The sequence below is a fragment of the Prevotella sp. LCP21S3_D2 genome (assembly GCF_052118345.1).
Lineage (GTDB): Bacteria > Bacteroidota > Bacteroidia > Bacteroidales > Bacteroidaceae > Prevotella.
Genome location: NZ_JBQKHJ010000010.1, coordinates 26,651 through 46,859, shown reverse-complemented (window position 1 = coordinate 46,859; position 20,209 = coordinate 26,651). Strand labels below are relative to the sequence as shown.

Below are 20,209 nucleotides of genomic sequence, written 5' to 3'. Positions count from 1 at the left end.
ATTATTATACATATAAAGAAGAAAAAATATGAAGCAACAAGTAAATCTCGAAATCATGCAGTTTGTGGAAACACAGATTCTGCCCAAATATACGGAGTTTGGTGAGAGCCACGGATTGCGCCACGTGACCCGTGTGATCAAAAACGCCCTGAAACTCGTACCTGTAACACATGCCGACATCGACATGGTTTATATCGTTGCCGCCTACCACGACTTAGGAATGAGCGGTCCGCGAGCCATCCATCACATCACGAGCGGAAAAATTCTCCAGGCTGATGCCAGACTGAAACGCTGGTTTACTCCCGAACAGATCAAGATCATGAAGGAAGCAGTGGAGGATCATCGTGCTTCATCCAGCAGACAGCCACGAAGCATCTATGGGAAAATCGTTGCCGAAGCAGACAGAGACATCGAGGTACACGAGATTTTCCTTCGCGCCATTGAATACGGAAAAGAGAACTATCCAGAGAAAAACAAGGAAGAACAGTGGGAAAGATTCTCTGAACACATGGAAGAGAAGTATTCCAGAAACGGATACATCAAACTATGGATTCCGAACTCCCCCAACGAGAAAGCACTGAAGGAACTGAGAAACATCATCGAACACAAAAGTATGCTCAGAAAGGAATTCGAAAAGATATACGACGCAATAGAGAACAGGAAACCATAATAACTATTTGGGTAGAACAAAAGATTTTTAGAAAAAAACAGCATAAAGATTTGGTAGTTTCAAAAGATTACACTATCTTTGCATCATAGAAAAACGAAAGACTTCTATCGATAGATGATAGCATAAGCTACGTCTAGTCGAAAAAATATAAGGGTCGTGTCGGTTCGATCGGGATACTCATCAAATTACACTTATGAAACCGAGAAGACTTCTCTTGCCAATGGCGGGCCACATAAACTGACATGTCAACTAAGCTGCAAAGCCGGTGGATTACAAAAGCGGAGAGCTCTCAAATGTTACTGACATTCGGAGTTTCATCACATCATCGAGCGGCCCTTTCCTTTTAAAAGGCAGATTTCCCTAGTTGGAAATCTGCTTTTTTCGTATTATCTAAAATTTATTTTGCTCATAAACCTCGAAAATACGTTCTTCACACTCGTTTTAAACTTACATCAGACTTACCACATTTTATACTTTTATCTACATTTTACACCCAAACTCCATTTTAAAAGATAAAAAGTAAAAAAATGGGAGCCTGAGAATGAGAGGGTTACGAAAAAAGTGATTTTTTATTTAAAAATAATCGCTGAAAAATTTGGTGGAACCGAAAAAAAGTAGTACCTTTGCAACCGCATTTGAGAACGATGCTTGTTGATTCGGTAACGATTTCCGACTGGAAGGTTGGGTGAGTGGCTGAAACCAGCAGTTTGCTAAACTGCCGTGCGGGTAACCGTACCGGGGGTTCGAATCCCCCACCTTCCGCAAGCTGACTTCAAAAAAATGTACCGTTGGTCGATTCATCTAATGGTTAGGATACAAGATTCTCAATCTTGGCATAGGGGTTCGATTCCCCTATCGACTACAACACAACAAACAGCATAGCAATATGCAAACAATAACCGGTCGATTCATCTAATGGTTAGGATACAAGATTCTCAATCTTGGCATAGGGGTTCGATTCCCCTATCGACTACAGTGTTTTCATGTATTAGTTAGATTGTTTAAGCTTGCATTCAGTCCTTCAGAGACTATTGCAAGTTATTTTTTTGCCCTTTTGTTTGGTAGTCTCCCCTATTTGCCGTATCTTTGCAAAGACAAAAAGATTCAGCACAAACGCATTTTAAAACATGAAAAAAGATAACTCCATCATTTCATCCAGCATCAAAGCGATGATGATAGGCTGCATACTCATCCTGACAGCTCAACTACCAGGTAAAGCTCAGCATAACATCATACACAACAAACGCATTGCTTCACTCCAGGTGGTAGCCGGAACAGACTGGCTCAGCATGCCTATCACCCAACTGGGCGGCAATGCCATCAACATAGACTTCGACGACATGACCCACGATTATCATCGCTACACCTACAAAATCACCCATTGCGATGCCGACTGGCAGGAATCGGAAGGAATCTTTGATACCGACTATCTGCAGGGATTCAATGGAGAACTGACGATTGACGACTATGAGCAGTCGTTCAACACCAACCATCTATACACCCATTACCACCTGACTATCCCCAACGAGAACTGCCGGATCACGATAAGCGGAAACTATAAACTGACCGTTTACGATGACAACGCAGAAGAGGGAGAAAACACAATGTTTACGTCATGCTTCATGATCGTAGACCCCAAGATAAAGGTAGACCTAGCCTACTCTTCCAATACCGACATCGACAACAACAGACAGCATCAGCAGGTGAGGATGACGGCCGACTACAGGAATATCCACGTTACAGCACCCGGCGAACAGATTAAAACCGTGGTACTGCAAAACGGAAGATGGGACAATGCCGCAGTGAACGCAAAACCCGACTATCTCAGCGCAGAACAGATGAGCTGGATACACAACAGACAACTCATATTCAAGGGCGGAAACGAATACCACAAGTTTGAAATGCTGGACCTAGACCACCCGACCATGGGTATCGAGCGAATCAGCTGGGACGGAAAGGACTATCACGCCTACGCCACTCCCGACGAACCCAGACCCAGCTACGTATACGACGAAAGCGGACAAGGAGCCTTCTACATCCGCAACAGCGACAACATAAGCAACAACAGCCAAAGTGACTACGCCATCGTCCACTTCACCCTGAAGGCTCCCCGCCAGGAAGGAGCAGTATACCTGAACGGTTTCTGGACCCAAGATTCATTTACCCCAGAATACCAGATGGAATATGACGAAAGCAGCCATTGCTATCATGCACAGGTGAAACTGAAACAAGGCTATTACAGCTACCAGTACCTGGTTTTAAGAAATGATGGAAGCACAAGACACGTATCAACAGACGGTGACTTCTATCAGACAGCCAACAGATATGATGCACTGATATACTATAGGGGAACCACAGACCGAAGCGACCAGCTGCTAGGATGGAAAAGCATTCAATAGAGAGGCAGACAATCTTAAAAGGATTAAAAAGAATGCCGGATAATGCCCTAATTAGTTAAATATTCATAAAACCATATTCTTTAGGAAAGCAATATTCGTTTATATCGAAGATAATTTGTAATTTTGCACTCCGAATGCTCATGGATTGGGCAAATGTTACAGAAAAGTTTAGTTCGTTGGGGCTCGGTCAAGATCCGGCACGAAGCAGGACGCCTCGCGGAAAAACCCGTTTATATAAATAATTAAATGTACGCAATTGTAGAAATTAACGGTCAGCAGTTCAAGGCTGAGGAGGGCAAGAAGCTCTTCGTACATCACATCAAGGATGTTGAGGCAGGTCAGACTGTTGAGTTCGACAAGGTTTTGCTCGTTGACAAAGACGGCGCAATCACTGTCGGTGCACCAGCTGTAGAGGGTGCAAAAGTAGTAGTAGAAGTAGTGAACCCACTCGTAAAGGGTGACAAGGTAATCGTCTTCAAGATGAAGCGCCGCAAGGACTATCGCAAGAAGAACGGTCATCGTGCTCAGTTCACTGAAGTATCAATCAAATCTGTAATCGCTTAAAATTAGGAGGAATTAGAAAATGGCACATAAGAAAGGTGTTGGTAGTTCTAAGAACGGCCGTGAATCAGCTTCACAAAGATTAGGCGTTAAGATCTGGGGTGGTCAGAGCATCATCGCAGGTAACATTATTGTTCGCCAGCGTGGTAACAAGCATTTCCCAGGTGAGAATGTAGCTCAGGGTAAGGATGATACATTGTATGCTTTGACAGACGGTATCGTTTACTTCCACAAGGGCCGCAAGGACAAGAGTACAGTTTCTGTTCTCTCTCCAGAGGTTTACGCTGAGAAGACCAAAAAAGCTGACGCTTAATTTTTAAAGTTTTAGAAAAAACTATTCCAAACAAACAACATAGAAGCCTGCTCATACCTAGAGCAGGCTTTCTTCGTTTATATAAGTTTTTATTTTATGAGAGATGATAATCGTTTTACTTATATTAGCGCCATAAGTCCGTGTAATCCGTGTAATCCGTGCCTTATCTATATTCTAAGAAGTTTACACCTCACCCCTTTCTAAGCTCCTTAACCCTGTAAAACCACAAAAAAACTTTAATTCTACCCTTCCCTGTAAAAAAGTCAGCATTTTTTTGCGTTATCACAAATATTTTTTGTACTTTTGCCTACAAATAGTAAATAATTAAATAAAAAGACATTATATGCTTACACTTAAACTCATCAGTGAAGAAACTGAACGTGTAGTTAAAGGTCTTGAAAAGAAGCATTTTCCAAATGCTCGTGAGGCCGTAGAGAAAGTTTTGGAGTACGACAAGATTCGTCGTGAAGCTCAGCAGAAGCTGGATAACAACAAGCAGCAGGCTAACCAGTTTGCCAAGCAGATTGGTGCCCTTATGAAGGAAGGTAAGAAAGAGGAAGCTGAGAGCGCAAAGGCTCAGGTAGCTATGCTCAAGGCTGACGCTAAGGCTCTGGAAGAGATCATGGAGAAAGCACAGAACGATATGACCAATCAGTTGCTCGAAATCCCTAACATCCCTTGCGAACTGGTTCCTGAGGGTAAGGATGCGGCTGACAACGTGGTCGTAAAAGAAGGTGGCGAAAAGCCAAACCTCGGCGAGGATGCTCTCTGCCATTGGGATCTCCTGAAGAAGTACAACCTCGTGGATTTCGACCTCGGTGTGAAGATTACCGGTGCCGGCTTCCCTGTATATATCGGTAAGATGGCTCGCTTCCAGCGTGCGCTTGAGGCATTCTTCCTCGATGAGGCTCGTAAGAGCGGATATCTTGAGATTCAGCCTCCTTATGTAGTAAACGAGGATTCTGGTCGTGGCACAGGTCAGTTGCCAGACAAGGAGGGTCAGATGTATCACGCGAATCTCGACAACCTCTTCCTCATCCCTACTGCTGAGGTTCCTGTAACCAACATCTTCCGTGATGTCATCCTTGACGAGAAGGATCTCCCTATCAAGCGCTGTGCTTACTCTGCCTGCTTCCGTCGTGAGGCTGGTAGCTACGGTAAGGATGTTCGCGGCTTGAACCGCTTGCACCAGTTTGACAAGGTAGAGATTGTACGCATCGATAAGCCAGGTCACTCTTACGAGAGTCTGAACGAGATGCTCGACCACGTAGAGGGGCTGCTGAAGAAACTGGAGTTGCCATACCACATTCTCCGTCTCTGCGGTGGTGATATGAGCTTCACCTCTTCTATCTGCTACGACTTCGAGACCTGGAGTGCAGCTCAGGGTCGCTGGTTGGAGGTTTCATCAGTATCTAACTTCGAGAGCTATCAGGCAAACCGTCTCCACTGCCGCTATCGCCATGCAGAGGACAAGAAGATTGAACTTTGCCACACCTTGAACGGTTCTGCTCTCGCCTTGCCACGTATCGTTGCAACCATCCTGGAGAACAACCAGACACCAGAGGGTATCCGCGTGCCTAAGGTATTGGTTCCTTACTGCGGATTCGAGATGCTTGATGACAAAAATTTCGATTAATTTGAAGTATCGGTAAGACTTTCTGTTTTTCTCGATTATACAAAACATTCGAAAAACAAAAATAACATATATTGTACGAGGATAACTTCGACTGCCACAAAGGTAGCCGATGTTATCCTTTTGCATTTTTATGTACCATGAAGCAAACTCTAAACAGCGAACCAGAAATATTACTATATCAGCATTAAGAAATTTAATAGCCCATGAACAAGATTATCAAGAAAGAACAATACTCAGAGAAAGTATTCCGCTTCGATGTAGAAGCACCGCTTATAGCCAAGAGCCGAAAGGCAGGTAACTTTGTTATCATCCGTGTAGACAACAACAGCGAGCGTATGCCGCTGACCATCGCTGATGCTGACATTGAGAAAGGAACCATCACACTGGTTGTGCAGAAGGTAGGTCTTTCATCTACCAAACTCTGTGCCCTAAATGAAGGTGATGAAATTCACGATGTGGTGGGACCACTTGGAAATCCTACACATATCGAGAACTTCGGAACAGTCATTTGTGCCGGAGGTGGTGTAGGCGTAGCTCCTATGCTCCCTATTATCAAGGCGCTGAAAGCCGCAGGAAACAGAGTCCTTTCCGTAATTGCGGGTAGGAACAAAGACCTCGTGATTATGGAAGATGAAGTGCGTGCATCTAGCGATGAGCTCATCATCATGACCGATGACGGAAGCTACGGCGAGAAGGGTGTTGTAACCGTAGGAATCGAGAAGTTTATCAATCAGGAGCATATCGATAAGGTTTTCGCCATCGGTCCTCCTATCATGATGAAGTTCTGCTGTCTCCTGACCCAGAAATATAATCTTTCCACAGACGTTTCGCTCAATACCATCATGGTGGATGGAACCGGTATGTGCGGTGCCTGCCGCCTGACCATCGGTGGCAAGACCAAGTTTGTCTGCATCGACGGTCCTGAGTTTGACGGCGCCCAGGTAGACTGGGACGAGATGTTCAAGCGCATGGGAACCTTCAAGGACGTAGAGCGCGAGGAGATGGAACACTTCGAGGAACATCTGGCTACCATAGATGCCGAAAAGAACAAGGAGACCACAGACATAACAATGGACGTAGAGCCAACAGATGCATCCATCGAAGAGCTGACAGACCGCAACGCCGAGTGGCGAAAGGAATTGCGTGCTTCCATGAAAGCCAAGGAACGTACGGCTATCGAGCGTGTGAAGATGCCGGAACTCGACCCAGTATATCGTGCAACTACCCGTACAGAAGAGGTGAACATCGGTCTGACCAAGGAGATGGCATTGACCGAGGCAAAGCGCTGCCTCGACTGTCCTAAGCCTACCTGTATGGAAGGCTGTCCGGTAAGCATCAACATTCCTTCATTCATCAAGAATATTGAGCGCGGTCAGTTCCTGGCTGCTGCAAAGGTTCTGAAGAACACCTCTGCCCTACCTGCTGTCTGCGGACGTGTCTGCCCACAGGAGAAACAGTGTGAAAGCAAGTGTGTGCATCTCAAGATGAACGAGCCGGCAGTGGCTATCGGATATCTGGAGCGTTTTGCAGCCGACTATGAACGTCAGAGTGGCAACATTTCAGTTCCTCAATGCGATGAAGCCAACGGAATCAAAGTTGCCGTTATCGGTTCAGGTCCTTCCGGTCTGAGCTTTGCTGGCGATATGGCAAAGAAGGGATTCGAAGTCACCGTATTCGAGGCTCTGCACGAGATAGGTGGTGTATTGAAATATGGTATCCCAGAGTTCCGATTGCCTAATGCCATCGTAGACGTAGAGATTGAGAATCTTCAGAAGATGGGCGTGAAATTCATCACCGACTGCATCGTAGGCAAGACCATCTCTGTAAAAGACCTGGAAAAACAGGGATTTAAGGGCATCTTTGTGGGTTCGGGAGCAGGCTTGCCTAACTTCATGAATATCCCTGGTGAGAATGCCTTGAACATCATGTCTTCTAACGAGTATCTTACCCGTGTAAACCTGATGGATGCCGCCAATCCTCATACCGATACCCCTATCAACCTGGGTAAGAAGGTAGTTGTTGTGGGCGGAGGAAACACTGCGATGGACAGTTGCCGTACAGCCAAGCGTCTGGGAGCTGAGGTAACATTGGTTTATCGCCGTTCTGAAGCAGAGATGCCTGCCCGTCTTGAGGAAGTCAAGCATGCCAAGGAAGAAGGCATCAACTTCATGACTCTCCATAATCCTAAGGAGTATGAAGCTGACGAGAAGGGCGCTGTGAAGTCTGTTGTCCTCGACGTCATGCAGCTGGGAGAACCTGATGCCAGCGGTCGCCGTCGTCCGGAAGCTACAGGCGAGACCGTGACATTGGAATGCGACCAGGTGATTGTTGCAGTGGGTGTAAGTCCTAACCCTCTTGTTCCTCAGAGTATTGAAGGATTGGAGCTCGGCAGAAAGAACACTATCGCCGTAAACGAGCAGATGCAGAGTTCCATCAAAGAAATCTACGCTGGTGGTGATATCGTCCGTGGTGGTGCTACAGTAATTCTTGCCATGGGTGACGGTAGAAAGGCTGCACTGAATATGAGTGAAAGACTCTTGAAATGATAAACAAGCAAAAGATAGCGTGTTATAAGTCTAGATAAAAGTTGGCGCATAACAGTTGACTACCGCATGCACATCAGTTGGTGTGCGAGCGCACAACAGCTGATATGCGAGCGCACAACAGCTGTTGTGCGGCCAGAGATACTAACTTTCTCACAAACATTGACTATCTTTTCCGAAAACATATCTATAAGATATAAAAGAAAAAGAGGGTGCATCATGAACTTATGACACACCCTCTTTTCTATTTATGTTTTAAAGATTGAATCTCAAACCAAACTGAAAATTGAAGTTCAGTTTCTTATCCTTGAAAGTGTTTTCAATCTCGCTGCCATTGTCAATGTAATATTTAGCACCCGGCTCAATATACAAGCCTACATTTGGCGTGATATCATATTGTGCTCCGAGCGAAGCCTTTCCTGAGAACTGCACTCTATCACGTTTGGCATTCTCTTTCTTTACTCCCTCCTCTTCCGTATCATTCTTCACATTCAAGTCAGCCTCAGCACCAGCCATCACATAGGCATGGAATCCTCCACTCTTCCATAACTCATAGTTCAAACCTACCGGAATGCCCACATAGTGAAGCACCTGATGGACATTATAATTGTTATGAGGTGCATACGGATAAAAGTCGGAGGAGGTACGGGTATACACGAAACCCGAACTCAACGACAGACGTGGAGCAATACCAAATGCCACCTGCAATCCTACAGAGACAGGAGCATGATGCTTGGCTTCGCCTTTATGGGTTTTCTGAACCACCTTATAGGATGCCATCAGATAATCGATATCATTCACACCTCCTACTGTTGGATCAGGAACAACACCCGGCATAGGGTCTGCCAAAACACCAGAACTCGCATAGGAATCATCAGAAGTAGACAATCCCAAGTTCGGACTCAGATTTTCTGCATAGAGCTTCATTGACCAGCCAACAGTCTCTTCATGATGAGAGAATTGATAAGCATCAGCCACTACGGCATTCGCAAAGAGGTTATCAATAGACTTTGCCTTTTGAGTCTGCCGGGCCGGAGAATCCTGCTGAAGAGTTGATTCAGTTTTCTCTTCTGCAGATGAGACTGGCTGAGAATCAACAGATGCTACCATCAATTCATTCTCCGAAGCTGGCATCACTTCATTCTCGGAAGCAGAAGCCAAAAGAACCGTTTGATCAGCCAAAAGCTGTCTTCCAGCATTTTTACCTTCTACGGTTTGCTTTGGATTCCTTTTCATCCCCAACCCTACATTGTCATCTCTGGAATCAAGCGGATTTCCAGCTCCATTTTCCAATGTCTTACCCATAGGATGCGAATGCTCTGCAACCGCAGATGCAGATGCTTTATCTGTTGCCATTGCCAATTGCGAACTGGCAAGTTTGTCTTCCTCCTGATGGAAGTAGACATAACTACCTCCTACTCCCAACAAAGCCACAGCCGCAGCAGCAGACCAACGTTTCCAAGTGTTTATATGGATTATTTTACCATGTTTAGATACCTCTTGATGTCCCGTCTTCTGAGCAAGCGATTGTTCAATACCCGCCCACAAGTCACGGCTGACAGGCTCTTGATAGTCTGCCAACTGATCTCGAAGTTTGTTTGTCCAATCATTATTACTCATATTCTTTCTCGTTTAATTTACTCAGATAATCATTAATTTTTCTTGCCAAGAGTTTCTTAGCTCTCAGATACTGCGATGCCGAACTACTTTCCTTAATGCCTAACCGCAGGGCTATCTCCTTATGACTCAACTGTTCGAAGACATACATATTAAGTACTAATCTATAGCCATCAGGCAGTTCTCCTATCATTTTAGTCAGCTCAGCAGGTGGTATCTTTTCTACAGGCGGTTCCTCTTCCAAAGGCTCATCCGGAAATTCTTCCACCAGCGTAAGTTTACTTTTCTGCCGAACACAAGTAATCGCCTCATTTACAACAATACGAAGCAACCACCCCTTCAATGACCCTTCACCTCTATACTGAAAATTCGGAATTGCAGCAAAAACCTTGATGAAGCTGTCCTGGACAACATCCTCGGCATCTTCGCGCAAAGGGGCATACCTCAGCGCAACCGCCATGGCATGCCCTACATACCGTTCGTACAACCGATGCATAGCATCCCGGCTGCCACGAAAAATATCGTCCAAAAGCTCCTTCTCAGATTCCACTTTTATTTTCTCTTTTTTAAATCAAACGAAAGATATGAAAATCCTTGCATCAAATCATGAACTTTTTTTGAAAAACTTATCAAACGACATCAAAAACCATTCCCTCCTGAGAGAGTATAGAGTGTTCAAACACCGCCTTGGCCTCTTGCAGCAAGACCTGTTCGTCATTATATCTCGCACTATAATGTCCCAGAAGCAAGGTACCCACACCCGCTCCTGCTGCTATGGTAGCAGCCTGGCGCGCCGTACTATGATAATATATCTTGGCACGATCTTCCTGATCCGATGTATAGGTACTCTCATGATATAACACAGTAACGCCTTTCACCTTCTCTTTCAAACCAGGCACAAAACGAGTATCACTGCAGTAAGCATAACTACGAGGCGAATCAGCAGGCTGAACGAGTCGGGCATTCGGGATAACATCACCATCCTCATTCGTCCAATCAGCACCATTCTTGATATTGTTGATCTGACTGACAGGAATGCCATAATAGTCTATCATATCACGACGGATATGTGGCAAGGTAGGTTTCTCACGGAAGATGAATCCACAACAAGGCACACGATGCTGCAAAGGTACAGTTTCAACGGTAAGAGAGTGGTCCTCATATATGACCTGCTGCTTCTCTGTATCAACGGGAATCATTTCCATCTCATACTCCATCGTCTGCATGAAGAATTCAACCTGCTGCCTGAAGAGAGGTTCATAATCCTTGGGAGCATAAATTCTCAACTTGGAAGTACGTCCGAGCATTCCAAGCGTAGACAACAATCCCATCAAACCGAAACAGTGGTCGCCATGCATATGACTGATAAAGATGGCATTCAGTTTGGAGAAATGGATGTGAGAGCGACGGAACTGCATCTGCGCTCCTTCACCGCAATCCACCATGAAGCACTTGCCTCTCATCTCTATGAGTTGAGAGGAAGCGTTATGTTTGAGGGTAGGCAGTGCACTGCCACAACCCAGAATATGTATCTTAAAAGGTTCCATTAGCAAAATTATTCATCTTACACCGTTCCTGATTCACCAGGCAACTATTCCTGACGCTTAAAGACGAAGATACCCTGATGATTCTCCAACAGCAAACTGTCAGGACCCAAATTATCGATATCAAAGGTGTCCTTATTCAAAAGCAGCTTACCATTCAGGATTTTCCAGGAAGTCCAAGGGTTGGTTTCAGCCTTGACATTATTCTTCACCACACCACCTTCCAGAAGGTCGAAATTCTTATCCAGAGAAATCCACTTACCCAACAAAGAAGTAAGATTGATAATCTTCCTGGCAACCATCTCCCCATCCTGTGCCTTATAAGCCAAAAGGGCAATACGGTCGCCAGCCATCAATCCTCCCTGAACAATAGAAGGGTCAGCGTCATCAATAAAGACAGAAAGCGTATCACCCTCATCAGAACACAGTTCCAGACTGTGCATGGATGTACCTTCTCCGCACACACCATATATCGTAGAATCATTCATCTCCTCTACTTCAACAGAGTCATTGGTACTGATAACAGAAGTCTCCTTCTTTTCCTTACAGCTATTGGCAGCAAACATGACTACCAAAGCTATCGCTATATACACTAACTTTTTCATAACTTACCTAAGTTAAATATTAATATTGCTCAACATGACTGTTGATTTCCCAGCTTATCTACGTTTACTCACTCTTGCGCTCTTCCTGCTTGGCTTCATTCCAGAGTTGATCCATTTCTTCCAGGCTCATATCCTTCAGATTTCTGCCCTGCTTAAAGGAATGATCTTCCACATAATTGAAGCGACGGATAAACTTCTGGTTCGTCTTTTCGAGGGCATTGTCAGGATTGAGTTTGTAGAGACGGGCAGCATTGATGACAGAGAAGAGGAAATCTCCCAATTCCTGGGTAGACTTTTCCTTGTCTTCCCTAGCCAATTCCACCTTGAGTTCCTCCAGTTCTTCCTGCACCTTATCCCATACATCCTCCTTTTCCTTCCAGTCAAAGCCCACATTGCGAGCCTTGTCCTGAATGCGATAAGCCTTGATAAGCGAAGGAAGAGAATTAGGTACTCCACTCAGGACTCTTTCATTGCCATCCTTCTCCTGCTGCTTGATCTGCTCCCAAGTCTTTTCCACGGAAGCCGCAGTCTTGGGTTTTCCAGCCTTCAATGCCTGAGCATCAGACTCCTTATACACAACCTGTCCGGCTTCATTGATATACATATCAGGATTAGAGACCGTCCATTCCCCCTCTTCATTCCAATTGATGAACGGATGGCGGAACATAAGTTTGTCAGCTTCCTGGTTGCAGACATCACAAATATCAAACTTGCCATCTTCACGACCAATAATGCTATAAAACATCACATGTTCCAAGACGTCACCCAATTCTTTCTTTATATCCTTATAATCACGCTTCATGAGGGCATCACAAAGTTCGAAAGCCTCCTCGATGGTGTTAGGTCGAAGACTTTCAAACGTCTGTTTTCTGTCCCAAGGACATTGAACACGAAGTCGGTCCTGAACATCCAGCAATCTGCTGAATGCAGCTAGTTTTTCTTCTTTTGTATGCACTTTTATAGAGTTAAAATTAAATATTCATTATAAAATCATCGATAATCGAATTATTTTTGTGCAAAGATAGGCAAAAAATTTGGCAGAAACAAATTTTTTAATTATCTTTGCACTCGAAAGATAACTTTTCGAGCGATGTTTCAATTCTTGAAACGTCAAAATCACTCAGAAACAATATTCACATATACAATATATAATAATGTATAGCAAGGAAGAATTATCAGCAAATAGTGTCGTTCAGTTAAAGGACATTGCTAAGCAAATTGGAGTCAAGATTAAATCTGGCGACAATAAGGAAACGATTATCAATACTATTTTCAATGCTCAGACAGAGGATTCTACTCTGGCTGTAACAAAACGCAAGCGTACCCGTATCGTCTCCAGCAAAGAGGATAGAGTATATAGCGTAAATGGTATCGATGGAGAAAACTTTGACGTACAAAAGCATCAAGTAACAGGTCCAACAGAGAACAATGCGAAGGAAGAAGTCCTCCTGGAGGAAGAGACAAAAGACCCATTGGCAGCATTCCCAAAACACCGTGGGCGCAAGAGCAAAGCAGAGCTTGAAGCCATAGCTGCTGCCAAGGCTGCTGCCATCAAAGCACAGCAGGAAAAACAGGATGCGCAACAAGGAACTCCAGTAGAGGCAAACCTTAACTTTTCAGAGCAGAATGTTCCTGAGACATTAACCACAGAGCAGTCTGATTCTACAGGAGCTAGCCAGAACGATTCGACCACATCAGGAGAAAACCACTTCCAGCAAAATGATTCCTTCATACCGGAAGAACAATTTGCACAGAATGAGGCAAACAAGGACAATCAAGGAAACGACAAAGAGGAACTGATTGCAAAATTGCAAGCCAAAATGGAAGCACACAACAACAAGAATACGGATACCGACAATGATGCCGATTCTGCTGAAGAGAATCAGGATGCATACAAGCCAGAAGCAGCAGCCAACAATGCAAACGGTATATGGGAAGGAGATCCTGGTGATGGTACTGACTTCATCACCGTTGTAGACATTCCTATCGAAGACCAGACTGCCATTCCTTTGGTAGACATCTTCGACAGACCAATCAATACAGCAAATCCTGCGGCAGCACAGGAAACACCTAACGTAGAAGTGATTCCTGAGCCAGCCTATGATTTCTCTGGCATCGTCACATCATGCGGAGTGCTTGAAGTGATGCCGGATGGATATGGATTCCTGCGCAGCAGCGACTACAATTACCTTTCTTCACCAGACGATGTCTATGTATCTGCCAATCAGATCAAGCGATATGGTCTTAAGACGGGTGACGTTGTATTCTGCCAGGTTCGTCCACCACACGAGGGTGAAAAATACTTCCCACTCACAAACATTGAAAAGATCAACGGTCGTGAACCATCAGAAGTAAGAGACCGTGTACCATTTGAACATCTTACTCCTCTCTTCCCAGACGAGAAGTTCAATCTTTGCGGAGACCGCAAGACCACCAACCTGAGCACACGAATCGTAGACCTGTTCTCTCCTATCGGTAAGGGACAGCGTGCCCTTATTGTGGCTCAGCCTAAGACCGGTAAGACCATCCTCATGAAGGATATCGCCAATGCAATAGCAGCCAATCATCCAGAAGCCTATCTGATGATGTTGCTCATTGATGAGCGTCCTGAGGAGGTTACCGACATGGCCCGCACTGTCAATGCAGAGGTGATTGCCTCTACATTCGATGAACCTGCTGAGCGCCATGTGAAGATTGCAGGTATCGTTCTGGAAAAGGCAAAGAGAATGGTAGAGTGCGGACATGATGTAGTCATCTTCCTGGATTCCATCACCCGTCTGGCTCGTGCTTACAATACAGTGGCTCCAGCATCCGGTAAGGTTTTGACCGGTGGTGTTGATGCCAATGCTTTGCAGAAGCCTAAGCGCTTCTTTGGTGCTGCACGTAACATCGAAGGCGGTGGCTCTCTCACCATCATCGCAACAGCCTTGATTGATACAGGTAGCAAGATGGACGAAGTAATCTTCGAGGAATTCAAGGGTACAGGTAACATGGAATTGCAGCTTGACCGCTCACTCAGTAACAAGCGTATCTTCCCTGCTGTCAACCTCGTGGCTTCATCTACACGTCGTGATGATCTCCTGCAAGACAGAACCACACTCGACCGTATGTGGATTCTCCGCAAGTACATCTCTGACATGAACCCTATTGAGGCAATGAATACCATCCACCAGTCAATGCAGAACACTCGCAACAATGACGAGTTCCTGCTGTCGATGAATTCATAAAAAAGTCTCAGCATAGTCTCATTGACTCAAATCAAGAAATGCATGTTACATAAACATTTCATGCAGAAATATTCGTTATTCCGATAAAAAAGTGTTAACTTTGCACTCGTATTAAGGAATAACGAATAATAAAATTTAAAAGATTAGAAAAAATTATGATGACTATGTTTACTTTAGCGTTAGCAGCAGTAATGTTCTCAGGAATGGTTGTATGTATGGGTATGTTCTTGAAGCATGTTATACATTCTATACCAGAGGTAGTTGATATCAACCATAGAGTATGTCTCTGTAAGTAAAGTAGACTCAAAATATTTCAGAGAGAGAGATTTTAAAAAAGAAAGGGCGGGTTCCGAATATGGAATCTGCCCTTCTTGCTTTATTGTATTACCAATCAATCTTATTTACCGCTTTCCGGTACCAAGAACTTGTCACCAGACTGCTTAACCAATTCCTTGGCATACTTCTCAGGATAGCCTGGACGAGCTGGACGAGCACCCAAACCATACTGGGTCTTCTCGAAAGTACCGTTCTTGTCGGTTGGCTTGATAATCATATCATTATACTTCACCACCATGAACTCGAAAAGCTGGTTCCAGCGAGCCAACATCTGCTGAGCCTTCTCTACACTGTAGTCGTTGAGATACTTCACAGCTGCCTGTGGGTTCCGGGCATAAAGCTCCTGAGCCTTCTTCTCAACACCTGCCTGAGCAGCGAAATAGCTGCTGTCCAAGCTATCACGAACCTCCTTCAAGGTTGGGAACATCAGGCTGTAACGAGGATAAACCATATTGCTGGTCATGTTGCATACCCAGTAAGCATTCTTCTTGCTGAAATGCAAGGCATCAGCACCAGGAGTATTGTAGCACTCAGGACGCTCGGTCATAGAGCAATATACAGGAGTGAATGCAGCCATGTTGGCATCATCATTGGCAAACCAGAACACGCCACCAATCTCTCTTGGCAACCATGAACGCATCTGACTTACGAATACGAAACCACTCTGCTGGGTGCTGACAGGACGCTCGTTGAAATACTGCTTGCCATCCACCTTGTACATCAATGGTGTAGGACGATATGGCATCTCCCAGATACCGCCACCGATATCAGAACCGTCGGCTACAGAAAGAGGAGTACCCTCGTAATGATCGCGCATCACATTCTCTACATCCTGAACGCTCACCTTCTTGTTAGGAACCACCCAGAGAGGCATATCCTGCGCATCAGGATTCTTGCCGAGTGCCCAATCCAAATATGGAGTCATGTCATAGAAGTGGTTGAGCATAGACCATGCACGGGCATCGCAGAAACGACGGCCAGAGAAATCAGGCTTGGCATAAGCCATCTTCCAAGAGAAATCAGCATCCTTGCCCTGGAACCAGCCCTTGCTCCGAGCAAAAGAAACCACGTCCTTGGCATACATCACGTTCTTCTTGTCCTTCATGTTGAACTTGCCGATGCGGCTCTGGTTGGCATGAGCACAGACTGCATCATCCGGAATACGGAGGGCTACCCATACAGCACCCTTGGAACCGGCACCTTTACCCATCATCTCCATGATCCAAGCCTCGTTAGGATCGCAGATGGTGAAGGTTTCACCTTCTGAATTATAACCGTACGTATTGGCGAGGGTGGTCATCACCTTGATAGCCTCGCGGGCTGTCTTACTGCGCTGCAAGGCTACATAGATAAGTGAACCATAGTCCATGATACCGGTAGAATCCACCATCTCCTCACGACCGCCATAGGTAGTCTCGCCGATGGTAACCTGCCATTCGTTGATATTGCCGATAACGCTATAGGTCTGGGCTGCCTCAGGAATCTCACCATGATACTTGTTGGTATCCCAGTCATAAATCTTGCGCATCTCGCCCTTGGCGTGCTTAGCCGCAGGATAATGGCAGAGGTTCTGGAACATACCGTAGTCATCGGCACTATAAGAACACATCACGGAACCATCCACAGATGCCTTCTTGCCCACAATGAAGTTGCTGCAAGCCTCTGCCTCAGAGACACAGCCCATCATAGCTACAGCCATCATGGCTGAAGCAAAAATCTTATTCATAAAATATACCTTTATTTACTGAACTTTCGCATATCAGGAAGTTAAAGGAGTTAAGGAAGTTAAGGAGTTAAGGAAGTTAAGGAGTTAAGACGTATGTCTTGCTGCTTAAAAAATTACACCAAAAAGACTGTTGTCTTAACTCCTCAGCGACCGTAGGGAGCGATAACTCCTTTAACTCCATTAACTTATGAGCTTGCGAAACTTGAATTCATTTATATTAATCACAAGCCTTGAAGCTCATATCCAAGCCCTTTACACTATGTGTCAAGGCACCAACAGAGATGAAATCAACACCCTGCTCTGCATAGTCACGGATAGTATCGTAGGTGATACCGCCAGATGACTCTGTCTCATACTTGCCAGCAATGATATCTACAGCCTTCTTGGTATCAGGCACAGAGAAGTTGTCGAGCATGATACGGTTGACACCACCGTGCTTCAATACCTGGTCGAGCTCATCGAAGCTGCGAACCTCGATTTCAATCTTCAGGTCGAGACCCTTCTCCTTGAGATAAGCATGGCAACGGTCGATAGCGTTGTCGATACCGCCAGCGAAGTCGATATGGTTGTCCTTGAGAAGAATCATATCGAAGAGACCGATACGATGGTTCATACCACCGCCAATCTTCACAGCCTGCTTCTCCAACATACGGAGACCAGGAGTGGTCTTACGGGTGTCGAGGATGTGAGTCTTGGTACCTTCGAGGCGCTTAACATACTTAGCGGTCATGGTAGCAATACCACTCATACGCTGCATGATGTTGAGCATGAGACGCTCAGTCTGAAGCAGAGAACGGGTCTTTCCTTCAACAATCATGGCGATATCGCCCTTCTTGACATGGGTACCGTCCTGCAGCAACACCTCCACCTTCATGGTAGGGTCAAAGCGGGCAAATACTTTCTTTGCCAATTCAACACCAGCCAAAACGCCATCTTCCTTGATGAGCAAATGACTCTTACCCATGGCGTCCTCTGGGATACAACACAAGGTTGTGTGGTCGCCGTCACCGATATCCTCAGCAAATGCCAAGTCTATCAACTTGTCTTCTAATTGATCTACGCTTAACATATTATTAATGTTTATTGTTTAATGTTTCATGTTTACTTTTTTGGGGGAGATTTCTTAATTATCAATTCTCTTCCCCTTCCAATAGGCACGTCGGATACCTTCCTCGTCTATGATGATTCGAATTTCACCGCCTAGCCATTCCGTCATCGGCAGTTCATCCCGAAATTCATAATAGTTGACTACCCTGCTATCTTCCAGTTCAACAACGGCCTGAAGAAGCTGGGTACCATCAGGAAGGCTAACGACATGCGCTCCACATCTTCTTGTTTCCATCAGCCTACTCTACCTTCATTTCTACCGGTCGCAGCTGTTTCCCATTTGGAGAAGGAAGCGGCTGGTTGAGTATCGGTCTTGCTGCATGATCGATAGGAATAGGCTTCAGAGAATCTACCTTGGTACTGTCTTTAGAAGCAGAGTCCTTCGCCTTATCTTCCTTCTTGGCATGCATTCTGATGAGTCGGATATGCTCAAGGAACATCAGCTTGAGAGTAGATTCGGAAGTTTCATTCGTTGCGAAACCACCAGCACTCAGCATAAAGTATCCCTTTACCTGCTTGATTCCAAGATTCTCATTATCCTTAATCTGCATAGAATAATGCTGGGAGCCGGAGATATGGATGATAGACTGAGCAACACTATCATTGGTGAATTCAACAGCCAACAAGGCGATACCATCACGAATACCATCCTGATAGATGAACTGGGAATCGAAATCCAGCATCAAGCAGTCGCCCTTGTGGTAGGCGGTATCAGCTTCCATCTTAAAGCTGAAGACATTATATGGCTGAATAGTACTGAAGACCATAGAACGGGCATAACTCCAGATATTAGCCGTATCACCAGTAGCTGACAAGGTGTTGAAATCTGCACCAGCATGGCTACTTCCACCAAGCGCTTCAGTCTCATTACCCAGACGGTCAGCCAAGTCTTTATAGACATCCTTCAACAATTCCGTATGTCGCATGTAATAAACCATAGAGCTGTCAAACTCAGCTGACGTAACATCATGCTTCTTCAGAACCGCCTCACGATAGGTCAGACTCTCTCCCTTGTCGCCACCATCCTTGGTATGCGCCATGGACAGCGCCAAATGATAATCGTAAAGAATATCTGTCATCTGACCCTTAGAAAGCACGTCACCAGGAAGCGACGGCTTACATGAAGCCATCATCTCCATCAGACATACGATACCAACCAGGAAACACAGATAGATGAATGATTTTTTCATACGACTAATCCTCCTTGTTTTGAGCACTATACTCTTTAGCAACCTCTACATGATTCTTTTCTTCAGCAGTCATGTCCTGTTCTTTATCAGCAGACTTAGCTTTCTTCTTTCCATCTCCCAGACTTTCCAGTTCCTTACGGCAGAAAAGAAGCATAGAGATAATACCGACAGAGACACAGGCATCAGCCAGATTGAAAACAGGATCAAAAAAGACACCATGCTGACCTCCGAGGAAAGGCACCCATTCAGGCCAGGTATAGCTAAAGAATGGGAAGCGGAACATATCTACAACCTTACCCATCAGGAAAGGAGCATAACCCTCGCCAAAAGGTACCTGATAAGATACATAATAAGGCGAAGCTGCTGTAAAGATGAGACCGTAGAACATGGAGTCGATGATATTACCGATGGCTCCGGTTGTGACCAGAGCTACCAGGATGATATACAGCTTCCGATGCTTTCCCGACTTGATGATGTGGCACAAATACCACAACAGAACACAGATGGCGGTGAGGCGCAGCATACTCAGCCAGAACTTGCCGATAAACGTCATGCCCCAGGCCATACCATTGTTCTCTATGAACTCTATAAAAAACCAATCTGTAACACGAACAGACTCGCCAAGGCAAAAATGGGTCTTGATGTACAACTTGATAATCTGATCGATAACCAAAAGTACAACCATCATTGCGGTGACGAGCCAGCCGATATGTAATTTACTATTTTTCTCCATTT

General features: G+C 45.1%; 17 protein-coding genes and 3 tRNA genes. 10 read left to right on the top strand and 10 right to left on the bottom strand.

Translation table 11 applies throughout. The features are described 5' to 3' along the window. Positions 1–28 precede the first annotated feature (28 nt). The 9 genes from ACTQ16_RS08435 (at position 29) to ACTQ16_RS08395 (ending at position 8,125) form a co-directional block, all read left to right on the top strand. The gene (locus ACTQ16_RS08435; protein ID WP_294968216.1) at positions 29–670 is read left to right on the top strand and encodes an HD domain-containing protein; all 642 of its coding nucleotides are present in this window, start codon (positions 29–31) and stop codon (positions 668–670) included. A 675-nt stretch (positions 671–1,345) separates the two neighbouring features. After that, a tRNA-Ser gene (locus tag ACTQ16_RS08430) sits at positions 1,346–1,432 on the top strand. A 28-nt stretch (positions 1,433–1,460) separates the two neighbouring features. Next, positions 1,461–1,532 (top strand) — tRNA-Glu (locus ACTQ16_RS08425). Between the two features lie 39 nt (positions 1,533–1,571). Next, positions 1,572–1,643 (top strand) — tRNA-Glu (locus ACTQ16_RS08420). A gap of 154 nt (positions 1,644–1,797) precedes the next feature. Further along, positions 1,798–3,069, top strand: coding sequence for a DUF5103 domain-containing protein (locus tag ACTQ16_RS08415; RefSeq protein WP_441936968.1), 1,272 nt, complete (start codon positions 1,798–1,800; stop codon positions 3,067–3,069). A gap of 246 nt (positions 3,070–3,315) precedes the next feature. Beyond that, entirely contained in the window at positions 3,316–3,633 is a 318-nt protein-coding gene (gene rplU / locus ACTQ16_RS08410; protein WP_089543391.1) for a 50S ribosomal protein L21, read from the top strand. Positions 3,634–3,652: 19 nt separating this feature from the next. Further along, on the top strand, positions 3,653–3,943 hold the full coding sequence (gene rpmA, locus ACTQ16_RS08405; RefSeq protein ID WP_118116983.1) for a 50S ribosomal protein L27: 291 nt from the start codon (positions 3,653–3,655) through the stop codon (positions 3,941–3,943). 343 nt (positions 3,944–4,286) lie between these two features. Further along, positions 4,287–5,579: a serine--tRNA ligase gene (gene serS, locus ACTQ16_RS08400; RefSeq protein ID WP_153123549.1), complete on the top strand. Its 1,293-nt coding sequence runs from the start codon at positions 4,287–4,289 to the stop codon at positions 5,577–5,579. Positions 5,580–5,782: 203 nt separating this feature from the next. Then, a complete protein-coding gene (locus ACTQ16_RS08395; protein ID WP_441936966.1) occupies positions 5,783–8,125 on the top strand; it encodes a bifunctional dihydroorotate dehydrogenase B NAD binding subunit/NADPH-dependent glutamate synthase in 2,343 nt (780 codons plus the stop codon). Positions 8,126–8,377: 252 nt separating this feature from the next. On the opposite strand, the gene ACTQ16_RS08390 is transcribed toward ACTQ16_RS08395, so the two are convergent. The 5 genes from ACTQ16_RS08390 to mazG all read right to left on the bottom strand — a co-directional run bounded on the left by ACTQ16_RS08390 (position 8,378) and on the right by mazG (position 12,843). Continuing rightward, on the bottom strand, positions 8,378–9,742 hold the full coding sequence (locus tag ACTQ16_RS08390; RefSeq protein WP_441936964.1) for an outer membrane beta-barrel protein: 1,365 nt from the start codon (positions 9,740–9,742) through the stop codon (positions 8,378–8,380). Continuing rightward, positions 9,735–10,289 carry an RNA polymerase sigma factor gene (locus ACTQ16_RS08385; protein WP_294971885.1) on the bottom strand — a complete coding sequence of 185 codons (555 nt, stop codon included), beginning with the start codon at positions 10,287–10,289 and terminating at the stop codon, positions 9,735–9,737. Before ACTQ16_RS08385 ends, ACTQ16_RS08390 begins: the two co-directional genes overlap by 8 nt. A gap of 79 nt (positions 10,290–10,368) precedes the next feature. After that, positions 10,369–11,286: a ribonuclease Z gene (locus tag ACTQ16_RS08380; RefSeq protein ID WP_294971883.1), complete on the bottom strand. Its 918-nt coding sequence runs from the start codon at positions 11,284–11,286 to the stop codon at positions 10,369–10,371. 44 nt (positions 11,287–11,330) lie between these two features. Beyond that, entirely contained in the window at positions 11,331–11,888 is a 558-nt protein-coding gene (locus ACTQ16_RS08375) for a lipocalin family protein (protein ID WP_218416036.1), read from the bottom strand. A 64-nt stretch (positions 11,889–11,952) separates the two neighbouring features. After that, on the bottom strand, positions 11,953–12,843 hold the full coding sequence (gene mazG, locus ACTQ16_RS08370) for a nucleoside triphosphate pyrophosphohydrolase (protein WP_217760987.1): 891 nt from the start codon (positions 12,841–12,843) through the stop codon (positions 11,953–11,955). Between the two features lie 199 nt (positions 12,844–13,042). Between mazG and rho the strand changes: the two genes are divergently transcribed. Continuing rightward, positions 13,043–15,115 (top strand): transcription termination factor Rho, encoded by a 2,073-nt coding sequence (rho, locus tag ACTQ16_RS08365; protein WP_441936962.1) that lies wholly within the window; start codon positions 13,043–13,045, stop codon positions 15,113–15,115. A 397-nt stretch (positions 15,116–15,512) separates the two neighbouring features. Here the strand turns inward: rho and ACTQ16_RS08360 are convergent, their stop codons facing one another. From ACTQ16_RS08360 to ACTQ16_RS08340, 5 genes are all read right to left on the bottom strand, one after another. Next, positions 15,513–17,177, bottom strand: coding sequence for a dipeptidase (locus tag ACTQ16_RS08360; protein WP_441933574.1), 1,665 nt, complete (start codon positions 17,175–17,177; stop codon positions 15,513–15,515). Positions 17,178–17,394: 217 nt separating this feature from the next. After that, the gene (nadC, locus tag ACTQ16_RS08355; protein ID WP_294971946.1) at positions 17,395–18,246 is read right to left on the bottom strand and encodes a carboxylating nicotinate-nucleotide diphosphorylase; all 852 of its coding nucleotides are present in this window, start codon (positions 18,244–18,246) and stop codon (positions 17,395–17,397) included. A gap of 54 nt (positions 18,247–18,300) precedes the next feature. After that, complete coding sequence (locus tag ACTQ16_RS08350; RefSeq protein ID WP_217760983.1) at positions 18,301–18,519, bottom strand: hypothetical protein; 219 nt, start codon at positions 18,517–18,519, stop codon at positions 18,301–18,303. 4 nt (positions 18,520–18,523) lie between these two features. Continuing rightward, positions 18,524–19,474: a DUF4296 domain-containing protein gene (locus ACTQ16_RS08345; RefSeq protein ID WP_295346688.1), complete on the bottom strand. Its 951-nt coding sequence runs from the start codon at positions 19,472–19,474 to the stop codon at positions 18,524–18,526. A 4-nt stretch (positions 19,475–19,478) separates the two neighbouring features. Beyond that, positions 19,479–20,207, bottom strand: coding sequence for a lipoprotein signal peptidase (locus ACTQ16_RS08340; RefSeq protein ID WP_294971950.1), 729 nt, complete (start codon positions 20,205–20,207; stop codon positions 19,479–19,481). Positions 20,208–20,209: the final 2 nt, after the last annotated feature.

What these genes read in the sequence shown, in the direction of transcription:
- ACTQ16_RS08435 (WP_294968216.1), top strand. Translation starts at nt 29, where the DNA reads ATGAAGCAACAAGTAAATCTCGAAATCATGCAGTTTGTGGAAACACAG.
- ACTQ16_RS08415 (WP_441936968.1), top strand. Translation starts at nt 1,798, where the DNA reads ATGAAAAAAGATAACTCCATCATTTCATCCAGCATCAAAGCGATGATG.
- rplU (WP_089543391.1), top strand. Translation starts at nt 3,316, where the DNA reads ATGTACGCAATTGTAGAAATTAACGGTCAGCAGTTCAAGGCTGAGGAG.
- rpmA (WP_118116983.1), top strand. Translation starts at nt 3,653, where the DNA reads ATGGCACATAAGAAAGGTGTTGGTAGTTCTAAGAACGGCCGTGAATCA.
- serS (WP_153123549.1), top strand. Translation starts at nt 4,287, where the DNA reads ATGCTTACACTTAAACTCATCAGTGAAGAAACTGAACGTGTAGTTAAA.
- ACTQ16_RS08395 (WP_441936966.1), top strand. Translation starts at nt 5,783, where the DNA reads ATGAACAAGATTATCAAGAAAGAACAATACTCAGAGAAAGTATTCCGC.
- ACTQ16_RS08390 (WP_441936964.1), bottom strand. Translation starts at nt 9,742, where the DNA reads ATGAGTAATAATGATTGGACAAACAAACTTCGAGATCAGTTGGCAGAC.
- ACTQ16_RS08380 (WP_294971883.1), bottom strand. Translation starts at nt 11,286, where the DNA reads ATGGAACCTTTTAAGATACATATTCTGGGTTGTGGCAGTGCACTGCCT.
- ACTQ16_RS08375 (WP_218416036.1), bottom strand. Translation starts at nt 11,888, where the DNA reads ATGAAAAAGTTAGTGTATATAGCGATAGCTTTGGTAGTCATGTTTGCT.
- rho (WP_441936962.1), top strand. Translation starts at nt 13,043, where the DNA reads ATGTATAGCAAGGAAGAATTATCAGCAAATAGTGTCGTTCAGTTAAAG.
- ACTQ16_RS08360 (WP_441933574.1), bottom strand. Translation starts at nt 17,177, where the DNA reads ATGAATAAGATTTTTGCTTCAGCCATGATGGCTGTAGCTATGATGGGC.
- nadC (WP_294971946.1), bottom strand. Translation starts at nt 18,246, where the DNA reads ATGTTAAGCGTAGATCAATTAGAAGACAAGTTGATAGACTTGGCATTT.
- ACTQ16_RS08350 (WP_217760983.1), bottom strand. Translation starts at nt 18,519, where the DNA reads ATGGAAACAAGAAGATGTGGAGCGCATGTCGTTAGCCTTCCTGATGGT.
- ACTQ16_RS08345 (WP_295346688.1), bottom strand. Translation starts at nt 19,474, where the DNA reads ATGAAAAAATCATTCATCTATCTGTGTTTCCTGGTTGGTATCGTATGT.
- ACTQ16_RS08340 (WP_294971950.1), bottom strand. Translation starts at nt 20,207, where the DNA reads ATGGAGAAAAATAGTAAATTACATATCGGCTGGCTCGTCACCGCAATG.